Origin of the sequence: Shewanella xiamenensis, from assembly GCF_024971755.1 — a bacterium.
GTDB classification, from domain to species: domain Bacteria; phylum Pseudomonadota; class Gammaproteobacteria; order Enterobacterales; family Shewanellaceae; genus Shewanella; species Shewanella xiamenensis.
The window spans coordinates 1225319-1247297 of sequence record NZ_CP079718.1; the positions used below are offsets into that span (position 1 = coordinate 1225319).

At 46.4% G+C, this 21979-nt stretch carries 17 protein-coding genes; 8 read left to right on the forward strand and 9 right to left on the reverse strand.

The window, feature by feature from the left end; translation table 11 throughout:
- Positions 1 to 11 precede the first annotated feature (11 nt).
- Entirely contained in the window at positions 12 to 539 is a 528-nt protein-coding gene (locus tag KXJ80_RS06550) for a phosphatase PAP2 family protein (protein ID WP_218738006.1), read from the forward strand.
- Positions 540 to 563: 24 nt separating this feature from the next.
- Positions 564 to 998: a DUF3069 domain-containing protein gene (locus KXJ80_RS06555; RefSeq protein WP_011625248.1), complete on the forward strand. Its 435-nt coding sequence runs from the start codon at positions 564 to 566 to the stop codon at positions 996 to 998.
- Positions 999 to 1064: 66 nt separating this feature from the next.
- On the opposite strand, the gene KXJ80_RS06560 is transcribed toward KXJ80_RS06555, so the two are convergent.
- Together KXJ80_RS06560 and KXJ80_RS06565 are read right to left on the reverse strand one after the other, a co-directional pair.
- A complete protein-coding gene (locus KXJ80_RS06560; RefSeq protein WP_023268525.1) occupies positions 1065 to 2753 on the reverse strand; it encodes an NAD-dependent malic enzyme in 1689 nt (562 codons plus the stop codon).
- 250 nt (positions 2754 to 3003) lie between these two features.
- Positions 3004 to 4560, reverse strand: coding sequence for a cyanophycinase (locus tag KXJ80_RS06565; protein WP_218738008.1), 1557 nt, complete (start codon positions 4558 to 4560; stop codon positions 3004 to 3006).
- Between the two features lie 538 nt (positions 4561 to 5098).
- Here KXJ80_RS06565 and KXJ80_RS06570 point away from each other — a divergent pair.
- The 3 genes from KXJ80_RS06570 to iadA all read left to right on the forward strand — a co-directional run bounded on the left by KXJ80_RS06570 (position 5099) and on the right by iadA (position 10390).
- Positions 5099 to 7705 (forward strand): TonB-dependent receptor, encoded by a 2607-nt coding sequence (locus KXJ80_RS06570; protein ID WP_218738009.1) that lies wholly within the window; start codon positions 5099 to 5101, stop codon positions 7703 to 7705.
- A 70-nt stretch (positions 7706 to 7775) separates the two neighbouring features.
- Positions 7776 to 9221 carry a putative basic amino acid antiporter YfcC gene (yfcC, locus tag KXJ80_RS06575; RefSeq protein ID WP_218738010.1) on the forward strand — a complete coding sequence of 482 codons (1446 nt, stop codon included), beginning with the start codon at positions 7776 to 7778 and terminating at the stop codon, positions 9219 to 9221.
- A complete protein-coding gene (gene iadA, locus KXJ80_RS06580) occupies positions 9221 to 10390 on the forward strand; it encodes a beta-aspartyl-peptidase (RefSeq protein WP_037422206.1) in 1170 nt (389 codons plus the stop codon). The genes yfcC and iadA overlap by 1 nt, the downstream gene beginning before the upstream one ends.
- A gap of 126 nt (positions 10391 to 10516) precedes the next feature.
- On the opposite strand, the gene KXJ80_RS06585 is transcribed toward iadA, so the two are convergent.
- The 3 genes from KXJ80_RS06585 to KXJ80_RS06595 all read right to left on the reverse strand — a co-directional run bounded on the left by KXJ80_RS06585 (position 10517) and on the right by KXJ80_RS06595 (position 13021).
- A complete protein-coding gene (locus KXJ80_RS06585) occupies positions 10517 to 10981 on the reverse strand; it encodes a YehS family protein (RefSeq protein WP_037422212.1) in 465 nt (154 codons plus the stop codon).
- Between the two features lie 130 nt (positions 10982 to 11111).
- Positions 11112 to 12395, reverse strand: a complete 1284-nt coding sequence (locus KXJ80_RS06590) for an Nramp family divalent metal transporter (protein WP_218738011.1) — start codon at positions 12393 to 12395, stop codon at positions 11112 to 11114.
- A gap of 83 nt (positions 12396 to 12478) precedes the next feature.
- The gene (locus KXJ80_RS06595; protein WP_218738012.1) at positions 12479 to 13021 is read right to left on the reverse strand and encodes a PH domain-containing protein; all 543 of its coding nucleotides are present in this window, start codon (positions 13019 to 13021) and stop codon (positions 12479 to 12481) included.
- Between the two features lie 203 nt (positions 13022 to 13224).
- Between KXJ80_RS06595 and KXJ80_RS06600 the strand changes: the two genes are divergently transcribed.
- Together KXJ80_RS06600 and KXJ80_RS06605 are read left to right on the forward strand one after the other, a co-directional pair.
- Complete coding sequence (locus KXJ80_RS06600) at positions 13225 to 15810, forward strand: TonB-dependent receptor plug domain-containing protein (protein ID WP_037422221.1); 2586 nt, start codon at positions 13225 to 13227, stop codon at positions 15808 to 15810.
- Positions 15811 to 15927: 117 nt separating this feature from the next.
- Complete coding sequence (locus KXJ80_RS06605; protein ID WP_218738013.1) at positions 15928 to 16557, forward strand: glutathione S-transferase family protein; 630 nt, start codon at positions 15928 to 15930, stop codon at positions 16555 to 16557.
- A 70-nt stretch (positions 16558 to 16627) separates the two neighbouring features.
- Here KXJ80_RS06605 and KXJ80_RS06610 read toward each other — a convergent pair whose 3' ends face one another.
- The 4 genes from KXJ80_RS06610 to KXJ80_RS06625 form a co-directional block, all read right to left on the reverse strand.
- Positions 16628 to 17128: a DUF4447 family protein gene (locus tag KXJ80_RS06610; protein WP_037422226.1), complete on the reverse strand. Its 501-nt coding sequence runs from the start codon at positions 17126 to 17128 to the stop codon at positions 16628 to 16630.
- Positions 17129 to 17169: 41 nt separating this feature from the next.
- Entirely contained in the window at positions 17170 to 17577 is a 408-nt protein-coding gene (locus KXJ80_RS06615) for an SMI1/KNR4 family protein (RefSeq protein WP_011623923.1), read from the reverse strand.
- Positions 17578 to 17823: 246 nt separating this feature from the next.
- Positions 17824 to 18609, reverse strand: coding sequence for a RelA/SpoT domain-containing protein (locus tag KXJ80_RS06620; RefSeq protein ID WP_169547136.1), 786 nt, complete (start codon positions 18607 to 18609; stop codon positions 17824 to 17826).
- A gap of 212 nt (positions 18610 to 18821) precedes the next feature.
- A complete protein-coding gene (locus KXJ80_RS06625) occupies positions 18822 to 20906 on the reverse strand; it encodes a M13 family metallopeptidase (protein ID WP_259474638.1) in 2085 nt (694 codons plus the stop codon).
- A gap of 345 nt (positions 20907 to 21251) precedes the next feature.
- Between KXJ80_RS06625 and rsuA the strand changes: the two genes are divergently transcribed.
- Entirely contained in the window at positions 21252 to 21941 is a 690-nt protein-coding gene (gene rsuA / locus KXJ80_RS06630) for a 16S rRNA pseudouridine(516) synthase RsuA (protein ID WP_259474639.1), read from the forward strand.
- Positions 21942 to 21979 lie beyond the last annotated feature (38 nt).

Consider the following 21979-nt stretch of genomic DNA (forward strand, 5'->3'; position numbering starts at 1 on the left):
AAGGAAAACCCTTGAAAAAATTACTCTGTGCCGCACTGTTACTGTTCACGGGAGCGAGTTGGGCAAACTCGGATGATATCGAGACCTCGGGCGATGTGGTGCATCTACTCTTGCCTGCGACAGCTTTGGGCGCGACCCTATTCTATGAAGAGGAGAATGAAGGCTCGTGGCAATTACTTAAGGCCGCCGTCTCGAGCCGAGTTATAGTCGAAGGGCTTAAATTGGGTGTTAGTAAGGATAGACCCGATGGCAGTGGTGATGATTCTTTTCCGTCAGGGCACACCTCGGACAGCTTTATGGCGGCCACGTTTATTCAGCAGCGCTATGGCTGGCAATATGGTCTACCGGCCTATCTTGCTGCGACTTATGTGGGCTACACCCGAGTCGAGAGTGATAAGCACTATTTAGAAGATGTGCTGGCAGGCGCAGCCATTGGCGCACTGGCGGGTTGGTATTTTACTGAGCCCTATAAAGGGATCACAGTGACACCTTTGGCCCATAATGGGGTCTATGGTTTATATATTAGTGGCCAATTTTGAGCCGCTTAGGATAAGAGAGTTATTATGGCTGAAGTATCAGTTGAGTATCGTGAAACCGCCGAGCGGATTTCCCACAATGTTGCCAATAAAGTGCTACCTATGGCAAAAATGCCTGAGAGCCTGTTAGCAGCTTACCAAGGTTTATGTGCCGAGTTGTTACTCGATCGCGAAGATAAATTTGCCACGGCTTGGGAAGCATTACCCGCCAGTGCGCGCAATTTAATGCCGCAGGCTGAGTTCCACGGTTTTTATATTGCCAATGCATGGTTGCAACTTAGCCGTGTCGCCCAGGAGATTTCTGAGCAGGCCGATACCGATGAGGCCATCAATGAGAATGAGTACAACGGTATTTTCGGTCGTCTAGCCGATGAGTCACTGAAAGAGTGCGTGCGGAAATTAAAGAAAGCGCGTACAGACCGTTCTATGCTCAACAGCTTTAAACAGGTGATGGCGCCTTAAGCTGTGAGTTTGACTCCATAAAAAGCCCGTCGATTGACGGGCTTTTTATTGGAATAATGTCTGAAATTAGAACGAAGTACGCTTATAACGGCGGTACTCTGGCTTCCAGAAATTATCTTCGATTGATTGCATCAGCAGTTCATCACTCGCTGGTAAGGATAAGCCTTGCTCAATCGCCACTTTACCGACAGCGAAGGCAATATGCTTACTCACTGAGTGAATATCTTCCAGTTTTGGCAGGAGCGGCCCTGAGCCATTAATGGCTAACGGTGAGCATTCGGCGAGCGCACGGCTCGATGCCATTAACATCGCATCGGATACATGGCGAGCACCCGAGGCGAGTACACCTAAACCAATACCAGGGAAGATAAAGCTGTTGTTACACTGGGCGATTTCATAGGTCTCGCCATCAACAACCACTGGTTCGAACGGGCTACCCGTTGCAACTAAAGCTTGGCCAGACGTCCAGTGCAGAATGTCTTTTGGCGTCGCTTCAACACGACTGGTAGGGTTCGAAAGTGGGAAGATAATTGGGCGTTCGCAGTGGCTATGCATTGCACGCACAATTTCTTCAGTAAATAGACCCGGTGCGCCCGATACGCCAATCAGAACCGTTGGCTTAGCGTTATTGACTACATCGAGCAGTGAAATATTATCGCTGAAGTTATTCCAGTTGCTGATATCGGCACATTTTTGAGCCAATTTTTGTTGGAATGGCAACAAGTTAGGCATGTTGTCGAGCAGCAGACCCCAACGGTCAACCATGCAGACTTGGCTGCGGGCTTGCTCGTCGCTGATCCCTTCAGACACCATTTGCGCAACGATGGCTTCGGCAATACCACAGCCCGCGCTACCCGCACCTAAGAAGGCAACTCGTTGTTTGTTAAGTTCAGTGCCCGCGGCTTTACAGGCGGCGAGTAATGAACCCACAGTCACGGCGGCGGTACCTTGAATGTCATCGTTAAAGCAGCAGTAGCGATCCTTATAACGCTCAAGGATTGGCATCGCATTCTTTTGGGCAAAATCTTCAAATTGGATTAGGGTATCTGGCCAACGCACATGCACGGCTTGCATAAAGGCTTCGATAAACTCGGCATACTCTTCGCCACCAATACGCGGATGGCGCCAACCCATGTACATAGGATCTTCCAGCAACTGTGGATTGTCGGTACCTACGTCTAAGGTTATTGGCAGTGTATACGCGGGACTGATCCCACCACAGCTGGTATAGAGTGACAATTTACCAATCGGGATCCCCATGCCGCCAATACCCTGGTCGCCTAAGCCTAAGATGCGCTCGCCGTCGGTCACAACGATGATTTTTACTTTTTGGCGAGTCGAGTTATTGAGGATGTCGTCGATTCTGTCCTTATTCGGGTAGGAGATGAACAGACCACGGTTACGGCGATAGTTTTTCGAGAAGCGCTCACAGGCCAAACCTACCGTCGGGGTGTAGATAATTGGCATCATTTCGCTGATGTGGTTTTGCACTAAACGATAAAACAGGGTTTCGTTGGTGTCTTGAATGTTGCGCAGATAGATGTGCTTATCGAGATCGTTATTGAAACTTCTGAACTGATCGTAGGCGCGCGAAGCCTGTTCTTCAATAGTTTCAATGGCGTAGGGTACTAAGCCTTCGAGGTTAAAGAAAATACGCTCTTCTTCCGAAAATGCACTGCCCTTGTTAATTAAGGGAGCTTCAAGAATGGCAGGTCCTGCAAACGGAAGATAGAGGGGGCGTTTATTATCGTCCATGGGTAACCTTTGAGTTATTGTTTAAGTGGTTCGGTACGTGCTTGAGACGTGCTATAGGTCACGTAAGGTTATCACGAAATGTGATCTTTGTTGCCTGTGTCGTGCGCTATTTGTGGCTTTTTTTGCAGCACAGGCAATTCTTACTGTTTAAAACAGGCTTCTGTTAAATTGTTGTAAATGCTTTTGCCGAGTAAATGGCTGTTTAACGGCGTTATTGAAACAAAAACGCAGCCTAGGCTGCGTAATAGTATCACTGTATTTCGAGCACTAAATTGATGGATTGATATCCCACAGCGCCTTGGGCTAGCTGGCAGCTATCATTTAGCATAGGTTTAATCGTTAATCTGGCTTTATTTACCATGACTTGGTTTTGCTCTTCATCTAAGCATGCACTCTTCACCCATTGTGTAAAATTATTCACTACTGGCTTAGTTACTTGGGGTGAATTAGAGGTGGCTGCTTCTGCAGTTTTCCTTATTGTTAATTCAGCAATTTTATTGCCCTCTTTGTCCATAGTGAGCACTGACCCCTTAGTGAGATAATGGGATATAGCGTTTATTTGAGTGTGAAAACTGTGTGCGGTTTTCTGCTTTACTTGTTCAATAACCCATACGCCATGTTGCCCAGAAACTGTGAGTTTTTGTGATTTAGTATCAACCAGTAAAGCTGTGTTTTCATCAATTCCAAACGCCATCTCAGTACCAGTATTTGCGGCCAAGATCAGCAAGCGTAGCTGGCGATCCCGTTCAGTAAAGTGGGTATCGAGAATGCCAAAGGGGAAAAATCCTAAGCCCCCTTCAGGTCGGTAAGTCACTGCTGTAGCTGGAATTGCACCATCACAATTATTGAGTTCACAACGTTCACTTGGCGCCTTTGCGGCATACGTGCCAAAGGTGAGTGCCCCCTCGCTGGTGCCACCAGTAATCATATTATGTTGGGTCATGACAGCTGTGCCAGCACTGGTGCCGCCGATAACGATTTGTTGCTGAGCAAAGCGCTTTTTAACCAGTGTTAAGGCGTCACTTGGTTGACCCTCAGGCGTTAGCCAGGCTTTTAGGGTTAGACTTTGATCGCCTCCGTTGAGGAACAATCCATCCATTTGTTCAAGAAACTTGTAAAGTGTGTTTGGATTATCGCAGTAATCATGTTGACGTTGAGTTTTTGCAGGATAGAGCCTTTGTTTATCAATGTTTCCTTGGAGTTGCTGACGGAACAATGGCAGCATTTTACATTCACCAGTGGCAATTCCCTTTTGCAGAGCAGCGTCAATGGGTAGCCAAATCACCTCTGCGCCCGCTTGCTCAAACACACTTAGATAAAAGTGAGCACTCTCAAGGGGATCTCTGGCCGAGGCCGTAACGATAGCAATTAATGGCCGCTGTGCAGTCGGTTGCCTTTGTTGACGCTTTTTTAAGGCTTGCTGAACAAACAATCGATAGAGTTCAATAGTATGTGAACTACGACTGGCATCAAGTATGACTTGCTCTTGTTTACTTGAACCATCCGCTTGCTGCTGTCCTTCGAGTAAATCGAGTAGGGCAAAATACGTTTTATCATCCAATGAGTTGAGTAACGCTGGATCGAATTTTCCAATCTTCTGTTTTAATTCGTTTAAGGGAATTAGCGCGGGGTATTTTTCTGCGGCTAAGCTGGCATTACGTAGATTGGTCTGTTGTGCTTGAGTGAGCATCTCAAGGCTTGGGTGAGCCAAAGCCCGCTCTAGCCATAATGGACTGAAATCATAGCGAATGTCACGTTTGGCGGTTGGCGAAAATGCGGTGTTGATTTTGCAATTTTCAGGTGACATTGAACTACAGGTCTTTATTCCTCCACCAACGAGCATCAGGTCAAATTGTAGCTGCTGAGGAGCTTGTTTTTGGGGTTGTAAAATAGGTAACGCATTGAGGTTAGGAGAAACTAAGACGCCAAAAAAACAGTAAAACGCTAGCAACTTCTTGGATCTAAAAAGTAAGTATTTTGATGATGGATGGTTCATGGTGGCACTCAATAAAAAAGTGTGCGCCATGTATTGACTCGGAGCTTATGTTACGGATAGCCTCTTAACAGGTCAATAACAAAAGACTGTTTTTCATAACATGAACTCTGCAGCAACTCTTTTCCAACGATATCACTATCGTACGTGGTATCTGTCCGAATGGTGGGACGAATAACCTACTGAACACGCTTGTGTTTAGTGGAGTTTTGTTCTGCTGTCTAACTCCCCTATCAATGATTTGATAGACGAAAGGCTTTCTGTAAAACATTAACTAATGCCATGCGTATTGACTCACGCACAGCAAAGCCACGTCTCAAAATTCTAATAAGATGATTTTCGGGAGCTTACCATGAGAAGTTCAGTACTTTTATGCACAATTTTTGGCTTGGCCTTGTCACCTATCGCAGTTTCAGTTGCAAATGAATTAGAAAAAAGTTCGCCAAATCAACCCGCGACAGAATCTGAGGTTGAACGGGTTGCCGTCACAGGTTCTCGCCTTAAGGGCGTGGATATGGAAGGGGCAAATCCCTTACAAAGTTTTAGTCAGGATGAAATCACTAAACGCGGTTATGCATCGGTCAGTGAGTTTCTCAAGGATTTACCTCAGGCTTCGAGTGCCGGAACCTTCTCCGAAACTGGCGGAGTGGGGGGCGCGGATGGCGCTCCTGCGGGAGCCTCTGGTGTGAGTTTGCGTGGATTAGGCTCTAGCTCAACCTTAGTGCTCGTCAATGGTCGACGGGTTGCTGTGGATTCATTTTCAAATGGCTCGGACTCCTTTGTTAACGTTAACGCGATTCCCTTATCTGCGATTGAGCGCATTGATGTATTAACCGACGGCGCCTCATCTATTTATGGCTCAGATGCGATTGCAGGTGTGATTAACTTTATCTTACGTAAGGATTTTGTTGGGCATGAGCTGACCGCTCAATATGGTGACGATACCTCGGATCATGATGCCAGCCGTAAAAATCTGACCTATGCGGGCGGTTTTGCAACGGAGAAAAGCAATACCACTGTCGTATTAGATTACGCAACCCGTAACCCCATTTTTAACAGTGACAGACCTGTCAACGTCACGTTTGAATCGAATACTCGCATGACAATTGATGGTAGCGATTATGCCGAAACCTGGTGTGGTAACGACACCCAAAAGGCAGGCACCCGTTGTAATTATGACTATGTGATCCAGCGGGCTATTCAGCCTGATTACGAAAATGCGGGGGCGACTTTCAATCATATTTATCGATTGGATAATGGTTTAGAGCTATTTGCTGAGGGCATGTATCAAAAAAATACGGGATCGGCATATGAAGCACCTGCGGGCTATACCGTTGATGTAGCAGGTGACGCGGCGTTTATTCCACAATATGTGAAGGATATTGATCTTAAAGATGGCAGCGCCAGTGATTTTATCACGGTGAGAACACGCTTTCCTGAGCGTCGAGTTCAGGAATACGATACACAAAGCTACCGTTTACTTGCGGGCCTGCGTGGTGAACTGGCGGACTGGAGCTGGGAAAGTGCGCTGAGCTACGGCAAGTCGACTAATGAAATCAAAAACATATCTGGTTATATGAATGCGAATTTATTGGACGATGCTGTAGCGATGGGGAAATTTAATCCCTTCAATTTAGGTCGTGATAATACAGAGGCTGAGCTAGCGGCGCTAAGAGATCCCGGAGTTCGACGGGGTGAGTCCGAGGTGCTTTCTGTCGATTTTAATATTAGTGGCGAGTTATTTAATTTACCTGCTGGTACTGTAAGTTCAGTATTTGGCGGTGAATTCCGTAAAGAGGACATATTCGATAAACCGTCGGCCAATGCGGTTAATAACGAGATTATTGGCTTAGGGGCAAGTGATGCCGCAGCAGACCGCACCCAATATGCTGCCTATGGCGAGTTTAATTTTCCACTCACTGAGAGTTTGGATCTGATCGCAGCTTTACGTTACGACCATTACAGTGATTTTGGTGGCGATGTGAATCCTAAGGTATCGCTGCGTTATCGCCCAATAGATGAACTGGTGCTGAGGGCTTCATGGAGCACAGGTTTCAGGGCGCCATCGCTTTCCCAGCTTGGTGCGGGAACCTCACTTAGCAGTCAATATATTAATTGCGGCGCTGACGAACCCTACAATAGTCTATGCGGTGTCGCGGGTGCTGAGTTTGGAGAGCTAGAATTTGATCAAGAAACCATTGGTAACAAAGGGTTAGAGGCTGAAAAATCTGAGGCATTAAATATAGGAATGTCTTGGAATGCTACTGACAATTTGCAATTTACTGTCGATTATTGGCGTTATGATCACGATGATATTGTCGATATTGATGCTAACACCACCTTAGATGCCTGTATTAAAAATCCTGCAAATATTGTCGATAGTATCGCAGCATTAGGAGACAACTTTGGCTGTGTTGTGGATAGCCAAGGAGATATTAGTTTCTTACGGACGGGTTACTTTAACGTCGGTAACCAATCGACCGATGGTTTAGATTATAAAGTGGACTATCGTCTTGAAACCGATGCAGCCGGCGAGTTTAGCTTTTATCTCGCGGGTACCGAAACCTTCTCCTTTGAGCGGCAATTGACTCCTTCTACACCGAAGGAAGATTTACTCGGTCGTTTAAGTGGCGCCTCTGAAATTGCTCGCCCTGAAAGCGTGATTGATCTCGGTACTGACTGGCAGCTGAATGATTTGAGCGTTAGTATCGCAGGACACTATATCAGCTCATTAGGTGACGGTGATTTTAAGTTTGATAATGAAACCGTAGATAGCTGGCTGACGTTTAGCGCTAGCGTGGGATATGAGCTAAGCGAGCACCATAGCTTGTTGTTGTCAGTGCGTAACTTAACCGATGAGGAGCCGCCTTATGCTTCATCCCCCACTAATGGTTATGCCAGTTCAGTACATGATTGGCTCGGCCGTCGCTGGAATATGAGTTACACCTTCAAGTTTTAATCAGTCTGTGGGCTGGCTTAATCGCGATTAAGCCAGCCCTTTGTCATCCTATTGATGAAGGTATTCCTCAATGAAATCACCCCTAGCGCGGCAAATGCCCGACGCCTTTGTTATCTTATTTTTTATTGTGTTACTCGCAGCAATCAGCAGCTACCTTGTCCCCGCGGGGTGGTTCGCGATGACGGAGATCATAGACTCTGCGGGAAATACCGTTAAGCGAATTGACCCACAGCAATTTTTTATTGCTCAAGATACTGCCCACCATGTGAGTTTGTTTTCCTCAACCGATAAAACGGGATTTGTTAACTTTGCCTTTGATGGTATGACCTCGGGCGACAGAATGGGCTCCGCCGTTGGGGTTGTTGCTTTTATTCTTATTGTGGGTGGCGCCTTTGGGGTGGTAATGGAAACTGGGGCTATTACCGCCTGTATCATGGCCGTGATAAACCAATTACAACGTAGTCAAATATTATTAATCCCGTTGCTTTTTGTTATTTTCTCACTGAGCGGCGCTGTTTATGGCATGAGTGAAGAAGCGATTGCATTTTGCATTGTCTTATTACCCCTATTTAACGCTCTGGGTTACAGTGCGGCAACGGTTGTGATGGTGACTTATCTGTCGACCCAAATTGGTTTTGCCACCTCTTGGATGAACCCTTTTAGCGTAGCTATTGCCCAAGGGATTGCCGATGTACCTTTAATGTCAGGTGCGGGACTTAGAATAGCTATTTGGTGTTTGTTTACCGCGGTAGGACTGGCTTTTACTCTGCATTATGCCAACAAACATCGTACTCCTTTGTTAATTAAAACAGAGCAACTTGAGCAAAGCACCTTAAACACTCAATGCTCTTCCTTTGATATCATAGTGTTACTTTGCTTGTTTGGCGTGATCCTGTGGGTTATTTGGGGGGTGGTAGCCAAGGGATATTATATTCCCCAAATTGCCAGCCAATTTTTTACCTTAGCTTTACTGGTTGGATTAATTAGCGTTTTATGGCGCAAACGCAGTTTGAACCAAATTTCAATGGCGTTCCAACGGGGGGCGAGTGAATTACTCCCTGCTGCCATGATAGTCGGTTTTGCCAAAGGTGTGGTGTTACTGCTGGGGGGAGATGATCCGCAGCAGCCTTCCATTTTGAATACTGTGCTGCATTATGCGGGTCAATGGCTGGCCTCCTTACCTGATGCTATTGCGGCACTGCTGATGTATCTGTTTCAATCTGTGATGAATTTTTTCGTCGCATCTGGTTCCGGACAAGCAGCACTGACTATGCCTATTATGGCGCCGCTGGCTGATATTGCTGGAATTAGCCGACAAATCGCGGTTTTATGTTTTCAATTAGGGGATGGTTTAACCAATTTGGTCATCCCTACATCCGCCTCCCTCATGGGCTGTTTAGGTGTCGCCAAGCTGTCTTATGGTCAATGGCTCGCGCTGATTTGGCGCTTTCAACTCTTATTGACGATTATGGCGAGTGCGGTGGTTTTATTTGCAATTTTTATGGGATATCACTGATGTTAACTTTAATTCGCAATGCCTTGGTCTACTCTCCACAATTACTGGGGCTACAGGATGTCCTATTTTGTGGGTCGAACATACTGCAAATTGCTAAAGGGATTAAATTACCCAATGCGGCTTGGGTCAAAGAAGTTGATGCCGATGGCTGTATCCTTATTCCTGGTTTGGTTGATCCTTTAGTGCATATTACTGGTGGCGGTGGTGAGGGGGGCTATCATACTCGAACGCCTGAAATGCAATTAACGGATGCCACACTTGCCGGAGTGACCACCTTAGTAGCCGCGCTTGGGACGGACGCGGTAAGCCGCAGTTTAAATGAGTTAGTGATTAAGGCGCGAGCATTAACCTATGAAGGCCTTAGCGTTTTTTGTTACACAGGCTCATATGAGTTTCCGGTTAAAACCATTACTGGTGACGTCACTCAAGATTTAATGATGATTGATAATGTGATTGGGGTTGGCGAGATCGCCATTGCAGATCACCGAGGCTCGCAACTTTCAGTTGCAGAACTCGCACGGGTGGCAGCGCAGAGTCGAGTGGGGGGTATGCTCAGTGGTAAAGCGGGTATTGTATTTGTTCATGTGGGCGATGGCGCATCGGGGCTCAAATTATTACATCAGGTTGCACAGCAATCGGATATTCCTCTGACTCAGTTTTATCCAACGCATATCAATCGCTCACAACCGCTGTTAGAGCAAGGAGTTGAATTTGCTAAAAAAGGTGGTGTCATTGATTTTACCACATCGACCAATCAACATTTCTTAAATCATGGAGAAGTGTCAGTGGTGTCGGCTGTCAAATTTGCATTTGAGCAAGGGGTTGAACTTAGTCGGATAAGCTTAAGCTCCGACGGTAATGCTAGCTTACCCGTATTTGACTCTGCGGGTGAATGTATTGGTGTTGAGGTGGGTAAGGTTAGTAGCTTATTCAATGCGATGCAGGCATTGATCATAAGTGGTTTTACCTTAGAGCAAATTCTTCCACTAGTGACATCCAATGCCGCACGTAATTTGAAGTTAAAGCGCAAAGGAGGGATTGGTCTTGATAAAGATGCTGACTTTGTTTTGTTAGACCATAAGCTTGCTATTAATAAAGTCTGGGGTAAGGGACAACTACTTGTTGATAATGGCATTGCCGTTAAACGGGGAACCTTCGAGCTTTACTAGCGTTACATTTACATAGTGCTTTGCGTTAAATTGATGTATGAAAACTAAAAATCCGAATATTTACAGATATTCGGATTTTTAGTTTTCAGGCTAATCTTAGCAAGATTTGCATTGATGCTAGCAGGATTAGACGCCGCGATATTTTAATGATAGACCACGGATAAAGTTGCGCAGGATCTGATCGCCACAGGCTTTGAAGTTTTTATGGTCCGGGTTGCGGAACAGGGCACTTAATTCAGATTTAGACATTTGCACTTCGGCGAGAGCTAGGGTGGCCACAATATCTTCCTCACGCATTTCGAGGGCAACACGTAATTTTTTGAAGATTAAGTTATTGTTTAATTTTGATACTGGTTTAGGAATTTCAGCACCTTCACGTAGACCACGCTTTTCGATGATTAGACCATCTAAAAACTGACATAGGGTGGTATCGTTACAGGCTTTATAACCTTCTTCCTCTTCTTTGCGCAGTAAGTTAATCATCTCTTCGGTGGAGACTTCTCTACCCACTTTGGCAAAAATCTTAATCATTTTGGCGTTGCTAAAATCGAATACGAAGCGCAAACGGCGCAAAATATCATTGTTTATCATGGTCATCTCTAGGCGCGGCTGCGCAGTCTGGTTTAAGAGCAGATAGTATATACCCAAACAACCTGAAGATGCAGGATTCAGCGGTATTTGTGGTGTTAATCATTAATATCACGCTAGCGTTGAACACCTGCTAGGCCTTTACCCAGTACCAGTAAATAAAAAGTACGGCAAAAATAAGTAAATAACTTAAGCCTATCCAAGAGAGGCATTTCATTTTTGTGCCGTAGCGGTCAGCTTCTGGGAGTTGGCTGCTGGTCATTAAGCGATAATTTAACCATGCAAAGACCACTGTGGTCATAAAGGCCAAGATCATCACAAACTCCAGTAATGGCAGCAGCGCGCCCTTAAAAAACAGGATTAATAATAATCCTAACGCACTGACACTGAGCATGATGCCTGTCAGGCGTTTATCCGACTGGACTTCGGTGACTGTTGCGCGAGCGAGTAGTTGCCAGCCCATGTTCAAGGTGCGGCTATAGCCATCGATGACGGTGACAGTGGTGCTGAAAATACATAAAAACGCTACTATGCCAATCAAATATCTGCTTTCACCGCCCATGACTTGGCTATATAAGTTGATTAACTGATTTGCAAATTGGGCACCCGATTCAGAAAAATGTTCGCCGCTGCCATGCATTACCAGGGCGCCCAAGGCTAGAAAGACCACTGCCAGCAGGGCGGTGACGATATAGCCTAAGTTAAAATCGAGCAGAGCTTGTGATGGTGTTACCGGTGAAGTCTTTTGTTTTTCCAGCAACCACAATGAATTCCATGCGCTGACTTCAATCGGTGCAGGCATCCAGCCCATCATGGCGACTAAAAATCCTACATGAGCCCACTGCCAAGGAGAGGGGGATATAAACTGGCTTGCTAGCGGTTTTACATGATCTAATGCCAAGGCGACGGCGATTAATGTGGTGAGTGTCAGGGCAAACATGATGATCTTAGTTAGCCTGTCCAACAATGAATAGTGACCTAAAATCAATAACAACAGTGAGCTTATTAGCACCAACAGCGCCAACACATCAATAGGTAGGGGGATAAACTGGGTGAGCATGGCGGCAGTTAACATGCAAACTCCCGCGGTACTGGCGATGGAGGCTATCACATTGAGGCCTGTGAATAGCCATAGATAACCCCGACCTTGCTTAAGATATCCATGCAGTAAACTTTCGCCCGTGGCGGCGGTGTAACGCGCACCTGCGGCAAAGAAGGGGTATTTCAGCAAATTTACGCCAAGAATGACCCAAGCCAATTGCCAACCAAATTCTGCGCCGGCGCGAGTGGATGATACTAAATGTGAAGCCCCAATCGCGGCGGCGGCCATCAACACTCCCGGTCCCATGGCTTTTATGCCAAGGGCGAGCTGTGCAGTCCAATTGATGGAGAGTGGTTTAACTTCATAGTTGTCCATGGCGTGGTGCGTACTTCCTTATCGGTGAAAATTTATCTGTTTGATATTAATGCATACATTCTAAATTTGGATCGAATTAACTGTTAAGCATCGTGTTTGGATGCGAGTAAGCCTTCGATACGTTTTAAACTGGCGGTTATTTCGACAAGCTGGCCGAGTAGCGTATTATCGTTTGTAGCGGGTAATGTTTCAGATTGTGGATGCTTGTCACTCAAGCGCTCCTTCTGCTCCAAAATCTGTGCTCTAAAACTAGGGGCATCGACTATGCCCACTAGACTAATTAAGGCACCCGTTCCCGATTGTCCAGCAGTTTCGACTGTGAGTTTATGTAATCCCATTAGGCGCATTATGGGACCTTGGATTAAGGCGATATCGGTAATTTTATCTAAGGGAACGGTATTTTCGGTGCGGGTTAATATGCCTCTACGCACAATAAGTTTTTTGCTGGTGAGACGCGCGCTCATATTGTTGATATAGCGACGCGTCCCCCATAAGCCAAGAGGAAACCAAAGCAATAACAAAGGTATACCTACAATGCTTAGGGTGAAGTAAGCGGCCCCAGCGAGTAACCAATACATGCCTAAGTTGGCTTCAAATTCGGCTTCATGAATCGTTTGTTCTTGCATTTTCGTCCCTATTTTATGCAGTGAGTTGTTAACTATCTTGAGATGTTTGTGCTGAAAAATACATGGTTTTTATTAGTAACAAAAGTTTAACTTTTTTCAGTGGGCCATTGACTTTGTTTCACAACACATTACCTTGAATATTGTTAATAAAAAGTTGAATTAAAGTAAATTAATTCCAACAATACTAAAGTTAGGGAATGCAAATGAAAAGACCTCAGATTCTACCCAATGCTTGTGCTATCGCGATCGCAATGGCGTTTGCCCCGAATGTTAGCTATGCAGCTGAAAATGGTGCTGATAAAGTTGAACGTATTGAAGTGACGGGTTCTCGTATTAAGCGTACCGATATCGAGGGACCATCACCCATTCAATCCATCGGCAAAGAAGATATTGCTAACATGGGTTTTGACAACCTGCAGCAGTTACTCGAGCGGATGCCTGCGAACGGTGCAGGTGCTTTCTCTACCCGTGGTAACAGCCAAGACTCAACAGCTAACGGCGGAGCTTCGATCAGTCTGCGTGGCTTGGGCCCTGACGCCACTCTGGTATTAATTAACGGGCGTCGTGTTGCGGCAAGTGCTTTTGCTGAAGGTATCACTAACTCCTTCGTCGACATTAACAACATTCCGGTTTCAGCGATTGAGCGAATAGATATTCTGAAAGATGGTGCGTCGGCGATTTACGGTTCCGATGCGATTGCGGGCGTAGTCAACATTGTCTTGAAAAAAGACATCGAAGGGATTGAGGTTAACTTAGGTTACGGCGATACCCCTGGTACGGGTTACGATGAAACCACGGCGAGTGTTGTGTGGGGAACCAAATCCGAAAAAGGCAGTGCATCTATTATCCTTGATTACTTTAAAAACGAAACGCTGTCAGCGACCGATTTAGGCCGTTTTGGCACTGCGGATCAAAGTCCTTATGGTGGTGAGGATTTTCGCTCTTCCCGTGGTTTCCCCGGTTATTTTTATGTTGATGGCGTGAAGACTATCGACCCATCCTGTCCGCCCGATCGCGCAACAGCTAGTGGCAGTTGTCTATTCGACTACGGCCCTTACAACCTAGTGATCCCTGAAGCTGAACGTATCGGGGCTATTGGTCAATTCGATTACCATTTCAATGACGATTTGACTGCTTTCCTCGAGTTAGCGGCGCAACATAACTCCTCTATTGCGGGTGGTGCGCCCACACCTCTGGATGAAGATGCGGCCTTAACTGTACCGGGTACCCACCCTAATAATCCTTGGGGCAAAGATATTGAAATCGGTCGTTTCCGTACTGTGGATGCGGGCGCACGCCGTTGGGATATTGAGTCTGATACCCTGCGTTTAGTTGCTGGATTACGTGGCACTATCAAAACTTGGGATTGGGAAGCCTCGGTACAACGCGGTCGCAGTGAATCGATGCAAACCGGCGATCGTAGCCAAGGTTGGGTCAGAACCGATTATCTACAAGCTGAGATCGATGCAGGCCGCTACAATCCTTTTGGTGGCACGATGAACTCACAGGATGTGATTGATGCCATCACGACTAGCCTTGTCCGCCAAGGTTTGTCGAGCATGACTTCATATGCGGCGAACATTTCGGGTCAAGCGTTCACGCTGGCGGACCGCGATATTATGATGGCAGCGGGTGTAGAATACCGTGAAGAAAGCGTGAGCGACGTGCCGGATGAACAGTTCCAACGTGGGCTGATTTTCGGTACCGAAGCGGTTTCTGCGGCGGCCTCTCGTGACCAATACGCGGGTTATGTGGAGTTCTCTATTCCAGTGACAGATAACTTTGAGCTTCAACTTGCAGGTCGTTATGACCACTACAGCGATTTTGGTTCAACCACTAACCCTAAAGTGGCGTTCCAATGGGGGATTACCGATGAGCTGACGAGCCGTGGATCTTGGTCAACGGGTTTCCGTGCACCTTCATTAGCACAAATCGGTTTAGGCCCATCTCGCGAAAGTAGCTTCTTTATCGATACTTATCGCTGCGCCGCCGATGGTGTGGATTGTGAAGCGCTCGACTATAACACTGAATTCCAAGGTAACTCTGAGTTGGATGCCGAAGAGTCAGAAACATGGAACTTGGGGATGATTTGGGCACCAAGCCAGAAGTTTGATATCGGATTCGATGTTTACAGCATTACTCAAGATAACAAGATCGATAAGCAGCCATTGGGTGATATTTACACCGCAAACTGTAACGATCAAAACAGTACTGTGTGTGAGCGTTTAGCACCGCAAGTGGGTCAAACCTTAGGTCCTATCAGCATTATTCACTCAAGCTTTATCAACTTAAGCTCGCAGGATGTGCAGGGTGTTGACCTGTCAACCCACTATGGCCTTGAGTTAGATAACTTTGGTGATTTGAAGTTTGGCTTAGAGTACAGCTACTTACATAACTTCGAAAAAGACGGTCTCGATTACACTGGCGAGTACAAGTTCCCACAACATCGCTGGTTGCTCACCACGAACTGGACCATGGATAACTTCGCCGCCAACGTAAACCTGAGTTATATCGGTGAGTTTGAAGATACTCCAGATATCGACTTTGACGGTGTGTTAGACTTCGAAACCAACAAGTCTCGTATGGTGGATGCACAGTTATTAGTTGATATGTCAGGCAGTTACCGTTTCAACGAGATGTTTAAGCTGACATTAGGCGTGAACAACGTGTTCGATGAAGAGCCACCGTTTGCGATTGGTGACGGCGATACCGACCTCTATGGTTATGTGATTTCTGTACACAACCCTATGGGACGTTATATCTACACCAAGCTGACAATGAACTTCTAACGAGTCATTGGCTGAGTCATTGGAAACGGCGCTTCGGCGCCGTTTTTGTATGTTACTCTGCCGCGACACAGTGTATCTTCGTTCTCGTTAATCAGTCATCACTAAAAGGACGTTAATATGATCACCTTATATGGCATGCCCCGCAGCCGTGCATTACGAGTCGCCTGGGTGCTAGAAGAGTTAGGCGCCGAGTGGGCCTTTTCGTTTGTGGATATGAATAAGGGCGAGCACCGAAGCGCCGCTTTCTTAACGCTCAATCCCTGTGGCAAAGTGCCTGTGTTAACCGATGATAATCTTGTGTTGTCTGAGTCTGCGGCTATTTGCCTGTATCTGGCGGAGAAATTTGGCAAGTTGTTACCTGAAGCGGGAAGTGCGGCATCGGGCCTTCATCATCAATGGGTGAGCTTTATTATTACCGAACTCGAGCAGCCTCTATGGACCCTAGGCAAGCATAAATTCGCGCTGCCGGAAGCGCAGCGTCATCCTTCCATCATGCCTTGCGCTGTGTGGGAGTTTGATAAGGCGGCGGCCTTGGCCGAAGCTATGCTGCCCGATAGTGACTTTTTACTCGGCGACACCTTGTCGGTTGCCGATATTCTGCTGGCACATACATTGATGTGGGGCACTTTATTTGAGCAGCAGATCCCGCCTAAATTGGCGGCGTATCGCGATAGAATTGCAGCGCGTCCTTCGCGTAAATCGGCGTTGGCCAAAATGGATGCTGTCGCTGCTGCGGCGCAGGCTTAATCTGATTTAGGCATTAAAAACAAAAGGGCAGAAGATTCACTTCTGCCCTTTTGATTAAGTTATTTTGCGTTTATAGCTGAGTCGCCGCCCATTTCGCACGGCTTTCACGGCTCTCACTTAGTCCGTTTTGTTCACGGTAAGCTTTATAGGCTTCTACGTCCAAATTGATTAGGCTGACATCCACTTCAAGCACCAGTTTGCATTCTTTTTTAATGCGCCATGCAGCGGTGTTGTATAGCTCAGTTAACGGCAGCGAGCTTAAAAATTCAGGGTTATATTGGGTGTAAACGGCTTGGGTTGGATACACCACGAAGGCCAAGTGACGCTTAGGCTCTTTCTTAAATAAGGCTTCGATGCCGTCAGTGGTATTGAGCACTTGCATCTCGATAATATCGTCGAGATCTAAGAGCTTTTTCTGTGCCAGTTCAGGGGCCTGTGTTTCAGCATTTTCCCACGCTAATACATCGGCTTCGCTGTGATTGGTCAGTTGTCCTACTTGAGCCGCACTGAGGCTGAGTGATTGGCGTAAGTAGCTCATTTCGATGGCGTTCAAGCCAATATTTTTAGACATAATGCGGTTCTCAAGTTGATAAAAATAAAATCTCGGTAAAATCAGTATTTGTTTTTGAGCCAAATATCTTCGACCCATTCCCAGAAGGATTCCCAATAGGTATCGGTAAAGTCACCATTTTGCCAGAAGTGAACTTGGCCATCCTGATCGATACAGTAAAAGTCATCGCCCAATTGGCAGATGGCGATTAAGTCCCTTGGCAAGCCGATTGACCAAGCATAGCAGGTGACTTCGGGTAAATAGGTGTGTGAATAGGGATCGGCTGCGGTCACAGGCTCAATTGCACCATAAATCACATCACTGGCATGGAGTAGGTATTCCTTTAATTCCCGTGGCAGCGGGATCAAAATCTGTTCCTCAACCTCCACTAACTGCTCGAATGTCGGTAACTCGAGTGGCACAGGTACGGTTTCACTGCGTTCTTGGAGTTGCTCAATAATGTCGTGCATGGAATGTCCTTAAGGGTCGCCTTATGGCGCGGGATTATATAGGGAAACAAGGCTGGATGCGAGGGAAGGGCAGTGAGCTTGTAGCTGGGATAGTTCGGCTTTTGTTTGCGCATTTGCAGCAGTGACGCTTTGGTTGAGTTTGGGGTTACGCCATAAAAAAGCGCTGGCATCTGTTTTCACAAATAGCCAGCGCAACAGTGGAAGTGGTACAGCGTTAAACGGTTAAGCGATTAAACAAACGGGTGATTAAGCAACTGAGTTAGTCAGCAGCAGTCCTTCATCGACGCGTTTATAGTTCAGCCAAGCTTTGTGATACAGCTTATGGGACTCTTGGCGCAGCTTAGCGATTTGAGCGGTTTCAAATTCACTTAACCCTCGGTGCTGTTTTATCGCGTTCGCCTCAATTTGTTGAACCTGTTCGTAAACCTTGTGTTCTGGGCCGCTTTTGATGTCGGCAATATCCTTAAGGTGTAATTGGACCTCGGCAATCATGCCGCTTTCGGGCAAACGCACCAGTAAGTTAAGGTCGCGATAACCTGAGGCTTTAGGCTCGGCGAAACGGTTTTTCTGTTTTACGACCTGAGCTTGCTCGCTTAAGGCGTAATAGCTTTGCATCAGCTCAGAGATGCTGTTACTGACAATGCTGGCGCGGGCAAGGTCGGTGATCTGGCTTGCATCCCCCTTAAATTTGCTGGCGACCTTCTCGGCGGCGCGTTGATAGCTTTTTACGTCGGGCAAAATCACCTGCGCCTGTGTATCCGTAGTGACTCGTTGCAATAAGTTACCTAGCTCATTTTGGGCAATAGGGGCATTTGAATACAGTTTATCTAAACAGCTTAAAGATTGGCGTGGTGTGTCGAAGGTTTGGGTATTTAGTGCATATAGCCCTTGCAGATCATGGCTTTGAGCTTGCCTTGCGCTATAGCTGCTACGTTCGGCTCTGCTGTCATTGATATCTAGAGGATTGGCTACACCAGTGCGGGTCGATAATAAGAGTAGAAAGATAAAAAAGGTACGAAACAACTTATTCATAACGGCCTACTTCCTTATGGGAGTGATACACATCACAGGGATACCATAGGCTGACGTGGCTTAATTAAAGCTGAATCAATGATGAAGACTTGTTCATGTTTGGCTTAGGTTCACATTTTTCGCACCTAAAAAAATGGCGCCGCTATTGTGAGCGGCGCCATTGCGCTTTCATGATAATGTCGCGTTAGCTACAACCTTGAATTAATTTGGCATTACCAAATTTTTACGCGTTTCTCTGGCGCGATATACATTGCATCACCTGGTTTCACATCATAGGTGGTGTAAAACTCTGGCATGTTAGATAGCGCACCCAGTGCGCGGAATTCCGCTGGTGAGTGTGGATCTGTCGCTACGCGGTTACGCAGAGCTTCTTCTTTGGCTTTTGCACGCCAAATTTGGGTGAAGCCGATGAAGAAACGTTGGTCGCCAGTCAGGCCGTCGATAACTGGAGCTTCTTTACCATTGAGTGACTTTTTGTACGCGCGGTAAGCAATAGTCACGCCTGATAAGTCACCGATGTTTTCACCTAAGGTCAGGCTGCCGTTCACGTGCAGATCGTCAAACACATAGTAACCATCGTATTGTGCGATCAGGGCTTTACCACGGGCAGAGAATTCTTCTAAGTCTTTCGCTGTCCACCAGTCACGCATATTACCATCGCCATCGAACTTAGCACCTTGGTCATCGAAACCATGGCCCATTTCGTGACCAATTACTGCACCGATACCACCGTAGTTGACAGCGTCATCCGCTTCCATGTTGAAGAATGGTGGTTGCAGAATGGCCGCTGGGAACACGATTTCGTTCATGGTTGGGTTGTAGTAGGCGTTAACCGTTTGTGGGGTCATATGCCACTCGTCTTTATCGATTGGTGCACCTAACTTAGCTAGCGACTTAGCGTGCTCAACTTCGCTTGCGCGTACCGCGTTACCCATTAAATCATCGGCTTTGATGGTTAGCTTGCTGTAATCTTCCCACTTGTTTGGATAACCAATTTTCGGGTTGAATTTCGCTAATTTTTCGGCCGCAGCTTGTTTAGTCGTATCGCTCATCCAAGTCAGATCTTTGATGCTGTCGCCGTAGGCACCGCGTAGGTTTTCAACCAGTGCTTGCATACGCTCTTTAGCTTCAGGTGCGAAGTGACGCTTCACGTAGACTTTACCAACCACTTCACCTAATACGCCGTTAACTGCGGCAACACCGCGCTTCCAACGTGGCTCTTGTTCTTCTTGACCGTTAAGGATTTTAGAGAAGAAGGCAAAGTTTTCGTTGTCGAAGTCTTCGCTCAAGTTGCTCGCTGCGTGGGTAAGCACTTGCCATTGCATGTAGGTTTTCCAAGTTGCTAGATCGGTCGTTTTGAGGACTTCGTTCAGGCCTTGGATATAGCTTGGTTGGTTAACGATAATATCGGTTTGTTTGTCAGCACCTAATGCCGCTAAGTAGCCTGTCCAGTCGATATCTGGCGCTAAGCTTGGCAGATCTTTAACTTGATACAGGTTATAGGATTTAGTGCTATCGCGGGTTTCAACCACATCCCAATGTTTAGCGGCAATGGCGGTTTCAAGTGCGAGGATAGATTCTGCACTGGCTTTTGGATTGGCAAGGCCAGCTAGCGTGAACATTTTTTCGATATGAGCCAAGTAAGCTTTACGAATATTAACGAAACGCTCTGACTCGTTAAAGTAGTAGTCTTTTTCTGGCAGGCTTAGGCCGTATTGATACAGGTGAGTCGCGTAACGGCTAGAGTTTTTTGCATCGATATCGATGTAGAAAGCCATTGGTGTACCCGCACCCATGATTTGGCTATGGGCGAAGTATTTAACCAGTTCGTTTTTATCTTTTAAAGCGTTGATGGCATCAAACTCGCCTTTGAGTGGTGTTACACCTAGTTTGTTTAATGTGGCAGTGTCCATAAATGAACGATAAAGATCGGCCACTTTTTGCTCGTCAGTGCCTTCGGCTAGGTTTGGCGTAGCTGCGACTTCTTCGATAATCGCTTTGACATCGTCACGGGATTTTTCACGCAGATCGTAGAAGGCTCCAATGCTGGTGCGATCGGCTGGAATTTCAGATTTTTTTAGCCAAGTACCGTTAACATATTTATAGAAATCGTCCTGTGGACGTACTGATTTATCAAAGTTGTCAAATTCGATACCAGAACCCAATGCTTTAGTGACAGCGGCAGCTGTGGCGGTTTTAGCGGTTTCGGGCGCGCTAACTTGTGCTGGTTTATCATTACAGGCAGTAAGGCCCGCGATAAGTGAGGCACACAGTCCCCCAATGAGTACTTTTCTCATGTCGTTTCCTTCGAGTTTGTTATTGTGCCCATATCAGGGGCTATTTGGGTTCTAAATGGGATTGCTTCAGGCGCAATGCAACGTATGTTAATGCTTTAGTGGGAATCGAAACAAGGTGATTACACTTTTAAAGATGGATTTATTATCTGGCAGTTGTAACTAAAAATTACCATAACTTAAATTGACCTAAAAAGCAGCAAACATACCGTATGCAAGCATTACCGAGTTAGTAGGTACTTATTTTATTTACGCCGACGTACTGATGTCGTTTTAGTTTAGGCTTTGTCCTTTTATTGATTGGGCTCATAATACGTCAGTTTTCATTTATTGAAGTTGAGTCATCAAGTGCGTTTAGACAAATTTATCTGTGAAAGTACCTCACTTACACGTTCCCTAGCTAAAAAAGCCTTACACCGTGGTGAGATTACCTGTGACGGCGTTGTGGTCAAAGACTCTGGCTTTAAAGTGCTTGAGGGGATGCAAGTATGCCTTGACGGCGAGCCTATTTCCCTCGTTGGTGAGCGTTATCTTATGCTCAATAAACCCGTTGATACGATTTGCTCGACCATAGATGAAGCCTATCCATCGGTATTGAGTTTGCTGGATATCGAAAAGCCTGAAGCATTACACATTGCTGGCCGTTTAGATGCCGATACCACAGGCTTGGTGCTTATCACCAGTGATGGTCAATGGTCGCATCGGATCACCTCGCCGAAAAAAGACTGTGGCAAGCGTTATTTAGTGACGTTAGCCGAGCCTGTGGACGAGAGTCTGATTGGCGTCTTTGCCGCTGGAGTGGAGCTTAGAAACGAGGACGGCCTGACAAAACCCGCGGTGCTTGAAATCATTGAGCCACAGTTGGTGCGTTTAACCATTACCGAGGGTAAGTATCATCAAGTAAAGCGAATGTTTGCCGCAGTGGGCAACCATGTGGTTGGCTTGCATCGTGAAAGTATTGGCAGAATTGAATTAGATTCCGAACTTGCCCTTGGCGAATGGCGCTATCTGACGAGCGAAGAAATCGCCTCGATTTAACACCATTTGGCTAAAAAAATGCCGCTCCTGATGAGCGG

What these genes read in the sequence shown, in the direction of transcription:
- KXJ80_RS06555 (WP_011625248.1), top strand. Translation starts at nt 564, where the DNA reads ATGGCTGAAGTATCAGTTGAGTATCGTGAAACCGCCGAGCGGATTTCC.
- KXJ80_RS06560 (WP_023268525.1), bottom strand. Translation starts at nt 2,753, where the DNA reads ATGGACGATAATAAACGCCCCCTCTATCTTCCGTTTGCAGGACCTGCC.
- KXJ80_RS06565 (WP_218738008.1), bottom strand. Translation starts at nt 4,560, where the DNA reads ATGTCACCTGAAAATTGCAAAATCAACACCGCATTTTCGCCAACCGCC.
- KXJ80_RS06570 (WP_218738009.1), top strand. Translation starts at nt 5,099, where the DNA reads ATGAGAAGTTCAGTACTTTTATGCACAATTTTTGGCTTGGCCTTGTCA.
- yfcC (WP_218738010.1), top strand. Translation starts at nt 7,776, where the DNA reads ATGAAATCACCCCTAGCGCGGCAAATGCCCGACGCCTTTGTTATCTTA.
- iadA (WP_037422206.1), top strand. Translation starts at nt 9,221, where the DNA reads ATGTTAACTTTAATTCGCAATGCCTTGGTCTACTCTCCACAATTACTG.
- KXJ80_RS06585 (WP_037422212.1), bottom strand. Translation starts at nt 10,981, where the DNA reads ATGATAAACAATGATATTTTGCGCCGTTTGCGCTTCGTATTCGATTTT.
- KXJ80_RS06590 (WP_218738011.1), bottom strand. Translation starts at nt 12,395, where the DNA reads ATGGACAACTATGAAGTTAAACCACTCTCCATCAATTGGACTGCACAG.
- KXJ80_RS06595 (WP_218738012.1), bottom strand. Translation starts at nt 13,021, where the DNA reads ATGCAAGAACAAACGATTCATGAAGCCGAATTTGAAGCCAACTTAGGC.
- KXJ80_RS06600 (WP_037422221.1), top strand. Translation starts at nt 13,225, where the DNA reads ATGAAAAGACCTCAGATTCTACCCAATGCTTGTGCTATCGCGATCGCA.
- KXJ80_RS06605 (WP_218738013.1), top strand. Translation starts at nt 15,928, where the DNA reads ATGATCACCTTATATGGCATGCCCCGCAGCCGTGCATTACGAGTCGCC.
- KXJ80_RS06610 (WP_037422226.1), bottom strand. Translation starts at nt 17,128, where the DNA reads ATGTCTAAAAATATTGGCTTGAACGCCATCGAAATGAGCTACTTACGC.
- KXJ80_RS06615 (WP_011623923.1), bottom strand. Translation starts at nt 17,577, where the DNA reads ATGCACGACATTATTGAGCAACTCCAAGAACGCAGTGAAACCGTACCT.
- KXJ80_RS06620 (WP_169547136.1), bottom strand. Translation starts at nt 18,609, where the DNA reads ATGAATAAGTTGTTTCGTACCTTTTTTATCTTTCTACTCTTATTATCG.
- KXJ80_RS06625 (WP_259474638.1), bottom strand. Translation starts at nt 20,906, where the DNA reads ATGAGAAAAGTACTCATTGGGGGACTGTGTGCCTCACTTATCGCGGGC.